The organism is Streptomyces fagopyri, from assembly GCF_009498275.1.
Classification (GTDB): Bacteria; Actinomycetota; Actinomycetes; order Streptomycetales; family Streptomycetaceae; genus Streptomyces; species Streptomyces fagopyri.
In genome coordinates this window covers 6101801-6118336 of sequence record NZ_CP045643.1, presented here as the reverse complement: position 1 = coordinate 6118336, position 16536 = coordinate 6101801, and the positions used below count along the sequence as shown (strand labels likewise).

Sequence of the window (16536 nt, the reverse complement as noted above, 5' to 3'; positions counted from 1 at the left end):
TCAAATAGTCATGGCCGCGATACAGGTAGTGATTGAAGTGGATCAGCTGGAAGTAAGCGACCTGGAGTTGCTGCGAGCTGAAATAGCCCAAGACGCACCCCTGATGGAAAGTCGCGCCCTAGATGGGGACACTGTCGTACAGGCAGTAACGACTCTCACTGCAGCAACGATCCCGATCTTCTATCAATGGCTCTCGAGTCGGGTTGACCGTAATCAGCGGACGGTAATTTCGCGAGACGGAGAACGCATCGAGCAACTGACTCGAGCAGATTTGGAGCAACTAATTCGGGACCTTCAGGGCGAAATAGATGACCCTCCGGATGCGACAGGAAATCAGGACGGCACCGAATGAGTTCCCCTAGCACGGAAGCTGCTCATGCATTCATTTCAGCAACGCGAGGGTCGAAATCGCTCGACAGCGCCCTGCCGGAGTTGAAGCATTTATACTCACAATTCGCCGCCCAGGCCCTAGATTACGTGCGAAAAATTGCCCACCCACAACGGCTGGGTAGCCTTTCTCTCGTACCTACTTATTCATGCAACCCTAAGGCCGAGAATTTCACCCTCGACGGCACTACCTATGTGATTTACGATCAGTTCGGAGGGCAAGTATTCAATAAGTTGAACCGATTCATCTTCGAACCTTTCGAACAGCGCTACATCGAAACTTACCTGCACAAGCTCTGGGCCTGCTTGAATCTTGCTAACGGAGCCCCCAGGCGGGCGCTTGATCACGCACTTTGCTATTCGCGGGCTGGCAAATACCGCTGGCTTCCCTTGATCGAAGAGCGGGAAACACGCGCACTCTTCACTGCAGCTCAAGAGGCTTTTGTGATTGCGCACGAGGTCGCGCACTTCTTTTACCGTCACCGTACTATTGGAAATAGTGCAGTAAAGCGCAATTTTATCTCGCTCCTGAAGCTGGGCGATGAGTGGGAGCGATCGAAAAGTCAACACGTCGATGATTCAGAGGTCATAAAAGATGCGCTTGCCAGTTGGGTCGACGGATTCCGTAGGCGTGCCGGCCGCGATCCAGACGCGAATGAAATTTCTATCTACGTCGAGCGAATGAAATCCCGTTCGAGTCGACGGTGGGACCCTCGGATTGACTTGATTGATGTGGTACTGCAGGATGCGGAACTTTTGGAAGAGTGTATATGTGATGCCCTAGGTGCAGATATTGCTGCCAGGGTCCTGCAACGCGAAATGGGGTACGTCGGTGCATTGCTTGCCGTATCGCTAGGCCTCCAGAATCTGCGCTTTCTGCAATATGCGGATAAGCTCACCAGATTCATGTCCGGGCGACTTGAAAGCCTTGATCATCACCACACGGACGTGCGACGCTGGCTTTCCTTCAGGCATATTTCACTCGGCTTGTTGATGCGATACTTGGACGATGCTGTCGACCTTAGCGTTGAGGTGCCCATGTCTATGGATGAGTACTTGGGGTGCGGAGACATCCTGAACGACTATGTCGGCCGCTTCGCAAAGTTCAACAGTCGTCACTATTCGGCCATATCTGAAGGCGGCGCTGAGCCCTTCTTGGCTACTAGTGCTTTCGAGATAGATGGCCTGCACCTAAATGCCGACTATGAACCTCTCGTAAGCATTTCCAACAAGCAGTGTGCGATGTTGACGCGACAGCTATGCGGTTGGCGGTAGCCATCGCCTTCGTGGCCAACGCGATTTACTCCCGAAACCAACCTCTGTGTACCCAAAACGGTTGGTGATGAGCGAGAGCAGTCACTTGTGCTAAGGCCGAACCGAGGAACCGCTGGACGCGGAAGCAGGCACGTAGCGCGCGTCGGCCCTCTGGGACTTGGCGCAGAGCGAAGCTCACAGTGCGGCTCCGGACGTCCTCCCCGATACGAACCACGACGCCGTATTAAACGGTTCTTCCATCCCGTCGTCGTCCACTATCACAATCTCACTTTCGATCATGGTGGCTGTGTTGCCTCCGCTGTCGCCCGGCAGGGGCAAAGGGCTTACGAGCTGAGAACCGCGCTTAGTCGTCAGTGCCGTTCCCTCTCTCGTTGCGCCTCCAAAGCCAGGCATCGAGACTCGGCGAGGTCATCGGCAATGCCAGCGGCGATATGAGCCGCGCCAGGTGTGTGGCCGGAGCCGACGTATCGCCACTGTCGCTCGGTGATCGCGTCGGGCAAGTCGACGTAGCCCGCGTGACGAGCGCGTTCGGCACGCAGCACTCCGTACGTCGTTGAGTAGGCGCGGGACTTGGTGAGGATGTGTCCGCGGTAGCCGAGAGTGTGCGCCCACGCCCGGAGACGGAGGGGTTCAAATTCGGGGAGGCCGCCCAGACTCCAACAGATCCGCATCAGGCTGCGCACGTGGTCGTTCACGGGTGCGGACGCAATGTCACCCTCGGTCGCAAGCGGGTAGTCGGTGCCGGCCCCTGTGTCGGTCGCACCTTTGGTGACGTACTTCGCCACGTACGCCGCGACCGCGTCATCATCCGGACCTTCACCGTCTGGCAGCAGCGACCGCGCATCGACTTGGGCGCCCCAACGCAGCGTCATCTCACCCACGGCGGGGCTGTGGGGGGTGCGGACCACGACCCGGAAGGCAGATGCGCGCACAGCACCGCTGAGCAATTCCGCAGTGCCCCAATCGGGAGGGTCGTCCTCCGACCCGTCGGGGCCGTCGAGGCGTACGACGGCGTGCACATGTACGGCCGCACGTTTCTGGTACTCGGCAACGCGGGCGAAGGACAGCCGGGCGTGCCGGGCGAAGTGGGACTGTACGAGGCCCGCGGAGGAGGCGAGACGGCGGCGGACGTCGATGACGAATCGGTCCCACAGCTTGGAGGCGTGCGCGTGCCACAGCACGTGGGCCGTGTAGTCGTAGCAGTCGGGGCATAGCGGTTGGCCGACGACCGGCGCATCTGAGGCGTGCACCGTCCTGCAGCCGGTGGGGCGTCCGTGCTCGCAGGTTCCGCCATCGCGGCGGGGGCGGCACTGCTCGCCAGCGCGGTGGACGGGGCCGAAGGATGGGGCGGTGAGGGTAACGAAGAGCCGAGGCCGGTGGCGGACCGATTCGGGAACGTTCTTGCCGCCGAGGAGGCCGGCGCGGACCAGGTGGAAGGTGTCTCCGGCGTGAAGGCGGGAGCAGGCCGGGCAGACGGTTGCGCGTCGGTTGCGGCAGCGGACGAGGAGGCGTTCCCCGGGTTCGTCACGAGTGTCGTAGTGCTGGAGGATCTCCCCGGTCCCGCCATCGAGGGTGGTGGTGGAGCCAGAGAGGTGGACGGGGCGGGCGCAGCCGCCGGTAGCGGTTACCTGCTCCAGCCAGCGCGGAAACTTCGGGTCTTGGGCGATGCGGATGGCATCCCGATCTGCTTCTGAGAGCTGACGCAGGCGCGCCGCGCGGTCGAGGGCGGCGCGCCTGTCAGCCGGGGTGAAGTCCGGGGTGATGGTGGTGGCCTTCCGGGGTGGGCCGCCGAAGCGGCACGGGTGATGGTGGGTGGCGCGCTGTCGTCCATGGGGATCACTCCTTGCGAGGTGGGGTGGTGACGTGGGTCAGCGGATGGTTCCGGTGCCGCGGCAGACGCGGCAGCGGTGACGCCGTCCGGTCCAGGTTCTGCGGGCTCCGTCGCCCTTGCAGTAGGGGCACCTCACGCGGGGCATGGGCATGGTCTGGGTCCTTCCTGCCGGTCTAGAAGTGGGAGAAGCCGCTCAGGACCCAGGTCATGAAGCCGTTGATGGTGAGGCTGACGGGGGTCTGGCCGAGGTACATGCCGAAGAGGGCGATACAGACCGCTTCCCAGGCACGGACGTCGCGGGAGCGCACGAGGAGGAAGGTGATGATCCCGAAGACCACCACGAGGGACACGGCGGTACCTGTGCTGATCACTTGTCGTCTCCTTCGAGCGCTGCGAGGGCACGGTCGATGGCGGGCAGTTCGGGAGTCAGGGCGCCGTGCTTCCGAGCCGTTGCCATGGCCTCTTCGGCGGTTGTCAGGTGGGAGCGGGCACGACTCCAGCCACCGTCCGGACCGGTGCACACGGCCATGCCCTGTTCATCCGCGGTGATCGACTGAGCGACGACGACGGAGTCCTTGTTGAGATCCCCGAGGGTCATCTCTGCTGTGCCGGGGTCGTTGACCCGATGGCAGATCCGACCCCCGAGCTGCGCCCGTAGGGCGGTGACGCCGGGGCCGAGGTCGGAGCCGACGCGTTGGCCGGCGACGACCAGGTGCATGCCGAGCGCCGCCCCGAGCTGGGCCAGGCGCAGGAGGAGCGTGGAGCACTGTTCGGCTTCCGCCTTGCTTTCGCGTCGGCCGTCGGAGAGGTACAGCTCCGCGATCTCGTCGACGATCACCACGACTGGCACCGGCCGTAGCTTCTCTGGGAGTTCCCAGATGGAGCGGACGCCGGCCGTGCGGCAGGCGTGCATGCGGTCGTGCATGTCGACGACGAGGGCGGTGAGGACGGCAACTGCCTCACGTCGGCAGGTGGTGAGGGCGCTGAGCCGTTCGGCGAAGAGGCCGAGTTCCATGCCGCCCTTGCAGTCGATGCCGACCAGGGCGACGGGTTGCGGAGCGAGTTGGGTGATCAGCCGGGCCAGCAGGGTGGACTTGCCCGATCGGGTGGCGCCGGCGATGAGCCAGTGCGGCACGAGCCGCAGGTCCATGACCCACGCCCCGCCGTTCTCCAGTACGCCGATGAGCGCGGATAGGAGAACGGCGGGCGCGGAGGCTAAGCCGGGCCTGGCCAGCGGGTCACTGGCGGTTGCGGTCAGGAGCACGAGGCCGCGTTCCGGCGAGGTGACCCGTACGGCGTGGACCTTCCACGCATGCACCAGGGCATCCGCTGCCTTCATATAGGTCGCGGGGGTCTGGCCTGCGTGCAGGCGCACGGTCGCCGTGAGCCCCATGCGGTTGGCCCGCGGGAACGAGAGCCGCGGAGTCACCGGCCGCAGCGGGTCACCTTTCACGATCAGGTCCCCGAACAGCCCGCGAGACGGCCGTCGAGTGACGGTGAGGTCGTTGAGCAGGGCGACCTTGCGCCAGGTGAGCGCCACCCGCAGGGCGGTGGCCGGGTAGCCGGCGAGGTACCAGTGCCAGGCCGGACGACGTTGGCGTAGCTGGTCGCCGACTACCAGCACCCAGGCCAGTGCGGCGAGCCCGAAGGCGAGCACGATCGGCCCCATCACGCGGCACCGCTGTTCTTGGCCGGTGCGGGGGTGCCGTGTACGGGGGTGATGGCATCGGCGCGGAAGCTGATTCCGTGCCGGTCGCCCATGGCCCAGGCGAATGCGGTCAGTCCGGTGACCTTGAGTATCTGCCCTTCCTCGATGCCCTTCGGCTCACCGGCGACCGCGATCTCGATGACGGAGATGCGTCGTCCGTCCTGGCGCACCGTGACGGCGACGGTGTATACGGTGTTGCCGTCGCGGTCCTTCTTGACCTCCTGTGTCTCGAAGTTGCTGATCTTCGCTTCGGGTGTGATGGCGCACCGCAGTACGCCCAGTCGTGCTGTGTCCACGGGAATGGACTGCATTGCTTGGCCTCCTTGGCCAGTCGGAACATCTGACATATTCAGACGTCACTTGTCCTTACGAGTTACGACTATGTGGCTCTGTACGGCGAGGGGTCAACTACTTATGCTGACGAGTGATGTCGCGCGTGCGACGTGCCTACGACTCCGACCCGAAGGTGCCGAGATGACGGAGATCCAACGCCCCGGAGCTCTCTATCAGCAGGTCGCCGCCGCGATCCGGGAAGCGATCGTGAAGGGCGAGTTCGCCCCTGGCGCTCCGCTGCCCTCCGAGGCGCAGCTCATCGAGCGCTACAAGGTCTCCCGTCCCACCGTCCGCAACGCCGTCGCAGCCCTGCGAGCGGAAGGCCTGATCGAGGTGCGGCACGGCAAAGGCAGCTTTGTGCGTTCCGACGGCCAGCCGGCCGTCACCCTCGAACGCCGAATCAGCCGTACGCCGGACGGGCGTTTCGTGATGCCCAATGGCGCCGTCTGGGACGAGGCGGAGGAGCCAACCCCGTACCGCACGCACACCACCAAGTCCACGGGCCAGCTCCTCGAACTCGGCGAGGAGGAAGCCCTCTTCGGCTGCGACCGACTGCTCACCGACCCCGCCACCGGCACCCGTGCGATGCATCGGACGCTGATCCCGTTCGAGGTGACCGAGGACGTCCCGACGCTCGCCGATGCACCCGACCGCCGCCCAGACTCCATCTACGGGCTGCTCACCCAGGCCGGACACAAGCTGTGGTGGTCGGAGACAGTCCGCGCCCATATGCCACTCCCGGACGAACGGACTGCTCTCCAACTCCCGGACGCGACGCCGATCCTGCAGCTGTCCCGCGTCACGCACGGCACGAGTGGCCGCCCACTGATTCTCGAAGAGCTCCGCGTCGGGGCGGACCGTGCCGAAGTCGCCTACCGGATCACCGCCGACAAAGAGCCCGCACAGCAATCCCGCGACTGACCCGCAACCGCCATCGGTCGAAACAGTCTTCACTTCCTCAAGGGCGCGCCTGCGGCGCGCCGGGCAGCCCGGCCGCCCCGGCCGGGCGTGCGGCGTGGCCGCCGGTCCCGTCCGGTCGCCCGACTGCCCGCACCGCAGCGCGCCCAGGGAGTCGAGGCGTCGACCGGTCGGCTTGGGCCGGGGCCCGCGGGGCTGGGGGTCGCCGGCCTCCGAGACTTTAGGCAGCTCCCATGGGGCGAGCCTCGAAGAACAGGGGGCCGATCGGGCCATTGCGGGCAGGTCCAAGGACTGCCCGATCCGCTGGCGAGCGTAAGGCCCCCTGTTCACTCGCCCCATGGCAGCTACTGCCCAAAGGCTCTGCGGCCGGCGACGTGCCCACGCGCGCCACTCAACAGCAATCACGCGCGTCATGCCGCACCGCCGTTGTCATCCGAGGCGACCGACGCCAAGAGCATGGCGAGCCGGTCCACAGCGTGGGGGTGGCCCGTGATCCGCACTGCCCCGCCCCCGTCAGCGTTCGTCGAGGCGACCGCCCGCACCTGGTCCAGCTCGAACCCCGTGACAAGGAACGCCCGGTTCAACCGATCGGCAGCCTTCCGCGCATCCCGCCAGCCCGCCACGTAGTCGACGCCGGACGCCCACAGACCGCAGTCCACGCCCGCGACGTCGAGTTCGTCGCTCAGCCAGTCCTCACCCGCGCCCGTCACCTTGCCCACCTCTGCCCTGATCTAGGTAATGATTCGTCAACTTCCTTTGGTCCAGGGCGGAACGCAGCGCAACGGCCCCGGTACCATCAGGCACCGGGGACCGTCGCGTCCCCTCCCGGACCACCCCAGTTGCTGCCAGGCGCGGGGGTGGTCCGGTCTCGGTATGAGGTTGTGAAGCGCGGCCCCTCGCATGGGAGGGGAGCCCCCGATGGGATCCGAGGAGCCGCGCCCCTTGCGGCCGGAGTGGTCAGACTCCGGCCGGGGTCCGGGCCGCCGTCCTCTCCCGATCGCGTGGGAGAGACGCGGAGACGGCAGCCCGGAGATCTCTAGGTCGTACCGTCGAGGTCGAAGCGGCACCACACGGTCTTGCCACCGAGACTCTTCGGCGACCACCACACCGCGTCAACCAGCCGCTGAACGATCAGCAGCCCGCGCCCGCGGTCAGGCAACAGCGCCTCCGCGAAGTCACCGGCCAACTGCGGGGAGACGAACTCGCCCACCGGCAGATCAGGCGGGGTGGAGTCCTCATCGGCGACACCGATGAACAGCCACCCGGGCCACGCCTTGACCAGCACATCAATCCGACGCGCGGCACCAGGCCGCGTCAGGCACTCGTCCGGCACCGCGTGGTGCACGACGTTGCCGACCAGCTCCGAGACGACGAGCCGGGCATCGTCGACCATGTCGCCGAACCCCCAGTCCTGGAGGCAGCCGCTCACCATGGTGCGCGCGGCGAACACCGTGCTTGAGGACTCGTCGAAGAGCGTCAGCGCCCGGAAGTGACCCGACGAGGGATCTTGCGCCGCTTCACGCAGCGAGATCGCCCGCGGGGTGTTCGCTACGCGTTTGCTCTGCCGAGCATCCATCGCGTCCCCTGCCGACTGTCGACGGGCTCTTGCCGCCCATCACTCCGTGCCGAACAGTGAACGGCGCCAGCCGCTCAGCCGGGAGCGTTCACCAGGGGGTTCACGTGAACACCTGCAAAGGCAGCGGGGGTTCACCGATGAACCCCCCAATGTCATAGGCCTGTGTCACGATGAACACTCGCTGTCATTCTCGGGTTGGCAGGGGAGCATGAGCCGAGAGCCAAACGCACAGTTGATCGCGGTCATGGACGAGGCGAACGTCTCGAACAAGGGACTCGCCAGGCGGATGCAGGACGCCGCCGCTCAGCACGGAACGAGTCTCGGAACGACGCACGTCGCCGTACAACGATGGCGCGACGGTGCGGGCATCCAGCCCCCGACAGCGGCCATCATGGCCGACGTACTCGGCGCCAAGCTCGGCCGCCGCGTCTCGCCCGCCGATCTCGGATTCATCGACCACGCTGCGCGGCCGGCCACTCCACAGCCGATCGGGTATCCCACCAGCGTGCCCGACGTACTGTCCATGCTGGACGGACTCGCCGACCAGCGAGCCGAAGCCGCCACCCCTGACGACCTGGTGATCGCGGACAACGATCTCAACTCAGCCGTCCTGTCATGGATGATCGCGCGCCCGGATGGCGTCGAGGCCGACAGGCCCGCTCACCAACGCATCGGCATGCGCGACGTACGCGCGATCCGAGATGCGGCCAGCATGTTCATGCAGCTCGACTTCAAATACGGCGGCGGCCACGGCCACAGGGCACTGCGCCACTACTTCCGCCACGAAGTCCTCCCTCTCCTGAACGCCAGCTACAGCGAGAAGGTCGGCACCGCGTTATTCGGGGCCGCCGCCGAGGTCTCCCAGCTACTCGCATGGACCGCGTACGACACCGGGAACCAGCGGCTCGCCCACCGCTACCTGACATCGACACTGCGCCTGTCCCAGGTCGTCGACGACCGCATGTTCGGCGCCCGCATCCTCGGCAACCTCAGCCACCAGGCCAACTACCTCGGCAACCACGCCCAAGCGATCCAACTCGGCCGCGCCGCCGTCGAAGGCGCCAAGGGCCGGGCCACCCCACGGGCCATGGCGAACTACTCAGCCATGGAAGCCCGCGCACTGGCCAACGGAGGGGACCCGACCGGCGCCGGCCGTGCGATGAACGAAGCAGAACGCCACTTCGAGCACGCCGACACCACCGACGACCCCGCATGGCTGGGCTACTTCGACTCTGCGGAACTCATGGGCGAGCTCTGCCACTGCTTCCGCGACCTCAAGATGCGCCGCGAGTCCGTCGAAGCCGCACAACGCGCGGTCGATGAAACCGACCCGAAATACGCCCGCACCCTGGGGTTCTGCCGCATGGTGCTCGCCCAAAGCCACCTGCTGAACGGTGAACTGGAAGCCGCCGTCACGACAGCCAGCCTGGCCGTGGACGGCGGAGACACCCTCCAGTCCTCCCGCTTCCAGCGCTACGTGTCCGACTTCCAGACCGAAGTGACCATCCACGCGGCGAACCCCATCGTGGCCGCCTTCAACGACCAGGTACGCGACGCCCTCGCCCGCCTGGACGACGACGAGTAGGTGCTACCAAGGACGCCAGTCCCGAGGCCCGTCGTCATCGCGCAGCCCAGCGATACGCCGGCGGTACTCGGCCGCCGTCCGCTCGTCTTCCTGAACGTTCTGCATCAGCCACGTCGTCATCCCGAACTCTTGCAGCCCACGCAGCGTCTCGTACCCGTGCCAGTCGTACAGATCCCGCCCGTACGCCCCCACGAACTCGGCGTACTGCTCGTCGGTCTGCCACCCAAGACTGTGGTGCTCCACTGCCGTGACCATCAGATCCCACTCAGGATGATCGAAGCAGAAGGCCTCAAAGTCGATCAGGATCACTTGATCTCGATCGTCCACCATGAGGTTCTGCACGTGGGCGTCGCCGTGCACGGGCCCCTTGGGGGTCTCGAACCGCAACTCCTCGAACTTGTCCCGTAGCTCCCGCCAACGCTTCCGCAGGAAGACCCGGTCATCCTCCGGGATCACCGCCCGATCGAGCCGCAACTCCTGCTTGCCGAAGGGATCGAACGAGGGCAACTCCAGACCGGCCGGCAACGTCAAGGAGTGCAGATCCCGAAGGATCCCACCCAGCTCCCCATACGTGGCCCTACGGCCCCCCTCCTCGATCAGGTGCCAGAACGTCACAGGGTGTCCCTCGACCAAGAGGGGCTGCTCAAGATCCTCGATGATGCGCGCGGCAGGGAACCCCTCCTCCGAGAGCCACCGCGAAACAGCAACCTCGTTGCGTGCTGTCCGTAGCCACTCTTCACCACGGGCAACCCGCACGATCACCGGCGCGGAAGCCAGCCGGAACAACGCGTTCTCCCCGAGGCGAATCAACTCGGCGCCTCTGTCATCGAGCCCCGCAGCCCGGCACGCGGCAACCATCACCCGCGTCGCTACCGCCGGCGTGAACCCTTCTTCCGATCGAGCAGCGTCAACCGCCATGCCCGTACCAGCTCCCCTAGTCGCACGCGATCAACCAGCGCACGCTTGCGGGCGACCAACCCCGACGTACGCCGGACACAACCACGACGGTACCTAGTACCCAGGGAGCCGACGAGAGTGTCCCAAGAGCAGCCGCATCACGACTCGGCTGCACACTGCGGGACGAGCCCACTCAATCTGGGGCAAAGCAACGGATGCCGTGGCGACGAGTGCCATCAGCTTGGGAACCTACGGTCCTTCAACTTGGTTGGGCGCTGAACCGACTTGCGGGAGCCCCTTCTCGATGAAGCTTCTTCGCACTCGGCCCCGGCAGACTGTTCGGTACGGCGTCAGGTGGCCGCGGACAAGGACGCAAGGCGGATTGTCGTTACTATGCCCGGATGATGACCTCTGCGTCGGCATCTCCAACTCTCTTCGAAACGCCCGTTGCTGTTCTTGCTCTCGCAGTGTCTCTCCTGAGCCTTGCGACAGCCCTAGGTGCCCTTGGCTGGCAGATCGCCAAACACCGATTGGACGGTGGGCGTCCGAAGGTCTACCTCAATACGGCTGTCTGGGAGCCGGGCCGAAGACTCACAGTGAATCGGTCGGGTAAATGGGAACTGTTCGATGGCGGCTTCGGTGCACCGGGTGCCGAGAACATAGAACTGGCGCAACTCGTTGTCGAGAATCCCGGCCGCACCGCGATTACTGTTTATTCACCGGGTTTGGCAGTCGCCGGAACAAGGAGCAAAAATTATCGCATCTCACCACGATCTTTTGAGCTCAAGGACTTCGGTGCAGATAGCTCTACCGCTGCCACGTCTGTTCGCATCAACCCGTACGACAGGGTCACCTTCCTCTTCGACTATTGGTCGGCGATGTCTCGGCTCAAGAAGGAGGCAAACGGCCAGGGGGTACGCCTACGCGGATGCGTATCTGTGGCAGGCAGAGGTAAGTCGTCCTTGTCCAGCAAGCGTCTCGCCTGGCTGATTCAACCCGAAGCCTGGATGGCACGCACGGGAAGAGCCGAGATTTCGCCGTTCACAGTTATCTGGCGGGAACTCATGAGAGCGAACGTAAAGAAGTTTTCGAGCGGGAGCGGAGACGAGGAAGGCGGAGGCGGGTACCTGCTGGGAATTATTGTGAGCCAGGCTATGCAAGAATTCCCCGATAGGCCAAGTGTGCGAGATTTTGTCGACGCGCTACGCCGAGCTGATCAACAGCACGGCCGGGAGAACTTTCAGTACGCGAGCCTGATTCTTTCTATGGACGAGGCCCTCGATTGTTACGGTGGGAAACTTTCCGCCTGGACCTTCACGGCTACAAAGCCGGTGTAGCCGATTAGGGCTGAAAATCGCTTCGGGGTGAGTGATCTTGGCCTCGTAGGCTTTAGGCATGTCGGGCATCCTGTGGACCTGCCCGGGAAAGCGCGAGATCGAGCAAGGTGATTGAAAAAACCGCGCTCTCAAATTTCTTTGATTATATTACGCAAGACGGAAGGGAGCTTACTCACAGAGATTCTGTGACGCTCATATTTCTTCACCCTCCTCCCCGTCAGTAGCTTAACTTCAATTGAGGCGTGAGTCGAACTTAGTGGAATTACACACAGATTCAGCGGCTGGGCCGTAGCGGTCGCGTCTGCCGAAAAACACGCCTGATGATTCTCATGTGGGAGAATTCTCCTCCAAGAGCGTCGGTGACTCGCACAGCACGCCAATTCATTGGCAAAGTCACGAGCGGTACTTTGACGCTCCTCCGGGGATCCGGATAGACCCTTCTCGACGACTCGAGCCAGACTCAATGGTACCTGCGGTGCGATTTCGCGGATATCAAGAAACCTTCTGCCGATAATCAAATTCCTACGCTCTAGCAAACTTACCCCTTTTGGACCGGTGGGGTACTGCCCCGACAAGAGGTAGAAAACTGTGGCCGCAAGCGAATAGACGTCGGATGAAATCGAGCACGCATCTGGAGCCATAGATAGTACTTCAGGTGCAACTGTGGCCAGGGTCCCATTGGCTGGTGCACGACCGTTAGAATCAATCGCCACCGCCATCCCCATGTCGCCAAGGAGTACGGCACCCGCGCCATCTAGGTATGCGTTCCCTGGCTTCACGTCCCGATGCAACAATCCTGCTTTATGCATCCGGTCGAGTCCATAACCCAGTTGCTGCCCCCAACGGACCGCCGCCTTTGCTTCAACTCCAAATGATTCTGCGTGATTCTCAAGGTCACCTCCATCCATAATCGGCGTCGTGATGTAGCGAATATCAGAACCAACCACAATGTCTGCATTCAGCACAGATAGCAGGAACTCGCTGCTCAAATGCTTAAGGGTCTGCGCTTCATCCCAAGTGGCTGCTTGATTCTGCTGGGGTTTAAGCAACTTCAAAGCCACCTCGGTACCCAGATGATCATCACTGACACGGTAGACCTCGCCGTTGGCACCCACCCCCAACAGTGCGAGAACTCGGTATCGATCATTGATGCGATCACCAACTTGACTAGCGACAGGTCCCAGCATGGCGAACACCCTATAGTGAGCGGCATGTTGGCGCTCGGAGTCAGTACAGCGTTCGCTGCTGGAAGGTCACCTGTTGTCACCTTAGTCTTTGCGGAAGGTGATCTTCAGGATCCTAAGCTTGTCGAGGCATGCGAACTTAGAACCGCAGAGACATCGATCCTTGATCAGATCGAGGACGTGGCAAGGAAACTCAGCAGCACTCTCTCGGGCAGAAGCCCTGACGCTGTGGTCATCCGGACCGCTGACACCGCGCCCGCCGGCAGTCGTGCCCTTGGGCCGCGCTATCGCCTCATGATCGAAGGTGCGCTGGCTTACGTGTGTCGCGTCCAGAAAATCCAGGATGTGCGGGTGCGCAACGGTAAGGAGATGGGAGAGGCCCTCGGCACGAACAAGGCCGGAGCCCTAGCCCGCGGCAAGAGTCTCGATGCGAAGCGCTTTGAAGCGGCTGCAGCTGCGGTAACCGCGCTGCCGTCACAGCCCTGACGGTGTCCCGGTGTACGCCGCGCTTGGCAGACCACCGGAGTCGTACCGCAAGACCGTCAGTGCATCCACGCCGCAGTCAGCAGCCTGTGCGGACACAGGCATCAGTTGGTAGAGGACCGCTGCATCGACCTGGGCTGCACCAGCTGCGCGTGCGATGCGGGCCGCCTGGGCAACGGCGGTGCCACTCGCAAGGTTCACATCAATGATCAACACCTTGCCGCTGCTCTGGGAACTACTCGATAGACACTGCAGGCCAGTTGACACCTGCAAGACAGCCCCCACTAGTCGTTCTGCCACTGGGCTGGCAGCTAGCACTGCTAGTGCACCCGAAGACTCTGCCAACTCCGCAACGCGCTGTGCCGCTTCCCTCAGTTCAGTTGGCTGAGCAAGTCGATCAATGTTTGTTTGAGCGATACCAACGGCTGCTAGCAAGTCCCCCATCACGCCACCCCGCGTTCTCCGACGAGCCCCGACTTCCAGTCTCATGGGGTAACGAGGGGTTGCCAATAGTGTTGTGGAAGCCGTTACCTATATCTCTTCCTGGATTTCCTACGCTCGACGTGGATCCGACTTAGTCTAGTTGATGACGCTTCGTCCCCACTGACGTGCAGTATTGGGGGCGATCTTCCCCGCTTGCCAGTCTCTCCCTGAGAACTCCCCAGGCGACGAGTGGGAAGCGAAGTGCAGCCGAGGGACTTTGGGCCGGAGTTGCTTTGGCGCGAGTGATCACGGCCTCTGCAGCACCGACGCCAGCTGTGCTGCGCAGACCCACAAGTCACGGAACACGCCAACGAGCCCCCTCCCAGTCAAGGAAGGGGGCTCAGATGCTCCTCTGTCCCGCTTGGCAGCGCCGAACCTGCCCTAGACCCACTCCACCTCGGAGACGATCCCCGCAGCAGCTCCAGGGCCCGGCAACGGCGTCCGGGAGGGCGCTGCCGGCGCGGAGCGGCGAGGGCCCGAAGTGCCTACCGCAGCCAACGCCGCGGCGACCTCGTCCTCGCTAGCCCCCGCCAATGCCTCAATCACCCGATCGAGTGCCCCGCTCACGTCAGTGAGAGTGACCGCTCGAAGCGGGCGCCGGCGCAGCGTTCTTGACCGTCAGAGGCAGCAACTTCTTGCCGGTCGGGCCGATTTGTATGGCCGTGTCCATCTGAGGGCAGACGCCGCAGTCGAAGCACGGTGTCCAGCGGCAGTCCTCGACCTCGGTCTCGTCGAGGGCGTCCTGCCAGTCCTCCCAGAGCCAGTCCTTGTCGAGGCCGGAGTCGAGGTGGTCCCAGGGGAGGACCTCCTCGTAGGTGCGCTCGCGGGTCGTGTACCAGTCGACGTCCACGCCCTGCGCGGGGAGGGTCTTCTCGGCGCAGGCCATCCAGCGGTCGTACGAGAAGTGCTCGCGCCAGCCGTCGAAGCGGCCGCCGTCCTCGTAGACGGCGCGGATGACCGAGCCGATGCGGCGGTCACCGCGGGAGAGCAGGCCCTCCACGATGCCGGGCTTGCCGTCGTGGTAGCGGAAGCCGATGGAGCGGCCGTACTTCTTGTCGCCGCGGATCTTGTCGCGGAGCTTCGCGAGGCGGTCGTCCGTCTGTTCGGCGGAGAGCTGCGGGGCCCACTGGAAGGGCGTGTGCGGCTTGGGGACGAAGCCGCCGATCGAGACCGTGCAGCGGATGTCGTTCTGGCCGGAGACCTTGCGACCCTCGGCGATCACGTTCATCGCCATGTCGGCGATCTGCAGGACGTCCTCGTCCGTCTCGGTCGGCAGGCCGCACATGAAGTACAGCTTCACCTGGCGCCAGCCGTTGCCGTAGGCGGTGGAGACGGTCCGGATCAGGTCCTCCTCCGAGACCATCTTGTTGATGACCTTGCGCATGCGCTCCGAGCCACCCTCGGGGGCGAAGGTCAGGCCCGAGCGGCGGCCGTTGCGCGTCAGCTCGTTCGCCAGGTCCACGTTGAAGGCGTCGACGCGGGTGGAGGGGAGGGAGAGGCCGATCTTGTCCTCCTCGTACCGGTCCGCCAGGCCCTTGGCGAGGTCACCGATCTCGCTGTGGTCCGCGGAGGACAGCGAGAGCAGGCCCACCTCCTCGAAACCCGTCGCCTTGAGACCCTTCTCGACCATGTCGCCGATGCCCGTGATGGAACGCTCACGGACCGGGCGGGTGATCATGCCCGCCTGGCAGAAGCGGCAGCCGCGCGTGCAACCCCGGAAGATCTCCACGGACATCCGCTCGTGGACCGTCTCGGCGAGGGGCACCAGCGGCTGCTTGGGGTAGGGCCACTCGTCGAGGTCCATGACCGTGTGCTTCGACACACGCCACGGGACGCCCGACCTGTTGGGCACGACCCGGGCGATCCGGCCGTCGGCGAGGTACTCGACGTCGTAGAACGCCGGGATGTAGACGTTGCCCGTCTTCGCCAGGCGGAGGAGGACCTCCTCGCGGCCGCCCGGGCGGCCCTCCGCCTTCCAGGCCCGGATGATCTCGGTCATGTCGAGCACGGCCTGCTCGCCGTCACCGATGATCGCCGCGTCGATGAAGTCGGCGATGGGCTCGGGGTTGAAGGCCGCGTGACCGCCGGCCAGCACGATCGGGTCGTCGAGCGTGCGGTCCTTGGACTCCAGGGGGATCCCGGCCAGGTCCAGGGCCGTCAGCATGTTCGTGTAGCCCAGCTCCGTGGAGAAGGACAGCCCGAACACGTCGAAGGCCTTCACCGGGCGGTGGCTGTCCACCGTGAACTGGGGGACCCGGTGCTCGCGCATCAGCTCCTCCAGGTCCGGCCAGACGCTGTAGGTGCGCTCGGCGAGGACGCCCTCGCGCTCGTTGAGGACCTCGTAGAGGATCATGACGCCCTGGTTGGGCAGTCCGACCTCGTAGGCGTCGGGGTACATCAGCGCCCAGCGGACGTCGCAGGCCTCCCACGGCTTGACCGTGGAGTTGAGCTCCCCGCCGACGTACTGGATCGGCTTCTGCACATGCGGGAGCAGAGCTTCGAGCTGTGGAAACACCGACACAGCGGCTTCGGCAGGCAT

The 16536-nt window shown here is 64.2% G+C and carries 15 protein-coding genes; 6 read left to right on the top strand and 9 right to left on the bottom strand.

What is annotated here, in order from left to right; genetic code table 11:
- Positions 1–10: 10 nt before the first annotated feature.
- Both GFH48_RS26355 and GFH48_RS26350 read left to right on the top strand, forming a co-directional pair.
- Positions 11–352: a hypothetical protein gene (locus GFH48_RS26355; protein WP_153290621.1), complete on the top strand. Its 342-nt coding sequence runs from the start codon at positions 11–13 to the stop codon at positions 350–352.
- Entirely contained in the window at positions 349–1662 is a 1314-nt protein-coding gene (locus GFH48_RS26350) for a hypothetical protein (RefSeq protein WP_153290620.1), read from the top strand. The genes GFH48_RS26355 and GFH48_RS26350 overlap by 4 nt, the downstream gene beginning before the upstream one ends.
- A gap of 350 nt (positions 1663–2012) precedes the next feature.
- Here GFH48_RS26350 and GFH48_RS26345 read toward each other — a convergent pair whose 3' ends face one another.
- The 4 genes from GFH48_RS26345 to GFH48_RS26330 all read right to left on the bottom strand — a co-directional run bounded on the left by GFH48_RS26345 (position 2013) and on the right by GFH48_RS26330 (position 5512).
- Positions 2013–3368 carry a replication initiator gene (locus tag GFH48_RS26345; protein WP_153290619.1) on the bottom strand — a complete coding sequence of 452 codons (1356 nt, stop codon included), beginning with the start codon at positions 3366–3368 and terminating at the stop codon, positions 2013–2015.
- Positions 3369–3666: 298 nt separating this feature from the next.
- A complete protein-coding gene (locus GFH48_RS26340; RefSeq protein ID WP_153290618.1) occupies positions 3667–3864 on the bottom strand; it encodes a hypothetical protein in 198 nt (65 codons plus the stop codon).
- Positions 3861–5162 carry an FtsK/SpoIIIE domain-containing protein gene (locus tag GFH48_RS26335; RefSeq protein WP_153290617.1) on the bottom strand — a complete coding sequence of 434 codons (1302 nt, stop codon included), beginning with the start codon at positions 5160–5162 and terminating at the stop codon, positions 3861–3863. Before GFH48_RS26335 ends, GFH48_RS26340 begins: the two co-directional genes overlap by 4 nt.
- Positions 5162–5512 (bottom strand): SCO3933 family regulatory protein, encoded by a 351-nt coding sequence (locus GFH48_RS26330; RefSeq protein WP_153290616.1) that lies wholly within the window; start codon positions 5510–5512, stop codon positions 5162–5164. Before GFH48_RS26330 ends, GFH48_RS26335 begins: the two co-directional genes overlap by 1 nt.
- Before the next feature lie 163 nt (positions 5513–5675).
- Between GFH48_RS26330 and GFH48_RS26325 the strand changes: the two genes are divergently transcribed.
- Positions 5676–6455 carry a GntR family transcriptional regulator gene (locus tag GFH48_RS26325; protein ID WP_153290615.1) on the top strand — a complete coding sequence of 260 codons (780 nt, stop codon included), beginning with the start codon at positions 5676–5678 and terminating at the stop codon, positions 6453–6455.
- A 407-nt stretch (positions 6456–6862) separates the two neighbouring features.
- On the opposite strand, the gene GFH48_RS26320 is transcribed toward GFH48_RS26325, so the two are convergent.
- Both GFH48_RS26320 and GFH48_RS26315 read right to left on the bottom strand, forming a co-directional pair.
- Positions 6863–7171 (bottom strand): hypothetical protein, encoded by a 309-nt coding sequence (locus tag GFH48_RS26320; RefSeq protein ID WP_194280673.1) that lies wholly within the window; start codon positions 7169–7171, stop codon positions 6863–6865.
- A gap of 317 nt (positions 7172–7488) precedes the next feature.
- The gene (locus tag GFH48_RS26315) at positions 7489–8028 is read right to left on the bottom strand and encodes an ATP-binding protein (RefSeq protein ID WP_153290614.1); all 540 of its coding nucleotides are present in this window, start codon (positions 8026–8028) and stop codon (positions 7489–7491) included.
- A 208-nt stretch (positions 8029–8236) separates the two neighbouring features.
- Between GFH48_RS26315 and GFH48_RS26310 the strand changes: the two genes are divergently transcribed.
- Positions 8237–9613: a sporulation protein gene (locus GFH48_RS26310; protein ID WP_153290613.1), complete on the top strand. Its 1377-nt coding sequence runs from the start codon at positions 8237–8239 to the stop codon at positions 9611–9613.
- Between the two features lie 3 nt (positions 9614–9616).
- Here the strand turns inward: GFH48_RS26310 and GFH48_RS26305 are convergent, their stop codons facing one another.
- Positions 9617–10531: a phosphotransferase enzyme family protein gene (locus tag GFH48_RS26305; RefSeq protein WP_153290612.1), complete on the bottom strand. Its 915-nt coding sequence runs from the start codon at positions 10529–10531 to the stop codon at positions 9617–9619.
- Between the two features lie 380 nt (positions 10532–10911).
- On the opposite strand from GFH48_RS26305, the gene GFH48_RS26300 reads away from it, so the two are divergent.
- Positions 10912–11847 carry a hypothetical protein gene (locus GFH48_RS26300; protein ID WP_153290611.1) on the top strand — a complete coding sequence of 312 codons (936 nt, stop codon included), beginning with the start codon at positions 10912–10914 and terminating at the stop codon, positions 11845–11847.
- 128 nt (positions 11848–11975) lie between these two features.
- Here GFH48_RS26300 and GFH48_RS26295 read toward each other — a convergent pair whose 3' ends face one another.
- Entirely contained in the window at positions 11976–13034 is a 1059-nt protein-coding gene (locus GFH48_RS26295; protein ID WP_153290610.1) for a serine/threonine protein kinase, read from the bottom strand.
- A gap of 24 nt (positions 13035–13058) precedes the next feature.
- On the opposite strand from GFH48_RS26295, the gene GFH48_RS26290 reads away from it, so the two are divergent.
- Positions 13059–13517 (top strand): hypothetical protein, encoded by a 459-nt coding sequence (locus tag GFH48_RS26290; RefSeq protein ID WP_153290609.1) that lies wholly within the window; start codon positions 13059–13061, stop codon positions 13515–13517.
- Between the two features lie 1048 nt (positions 13518–14565).
- On the opposite strand, the gene GFH48_RS26285 is transcribed toward GFH48_RS26290, so the two are convergent.
- Complete coding sequence (locus tag GFH48_RS26285) at positions 14566–16536, bottom strand: TIGR03960 family B12-binding radical SAM protein (RefSeq protein WP_153290608.1); 1971 nt, start codon at positions 16534–16536, stop codon at positions 14566–14568.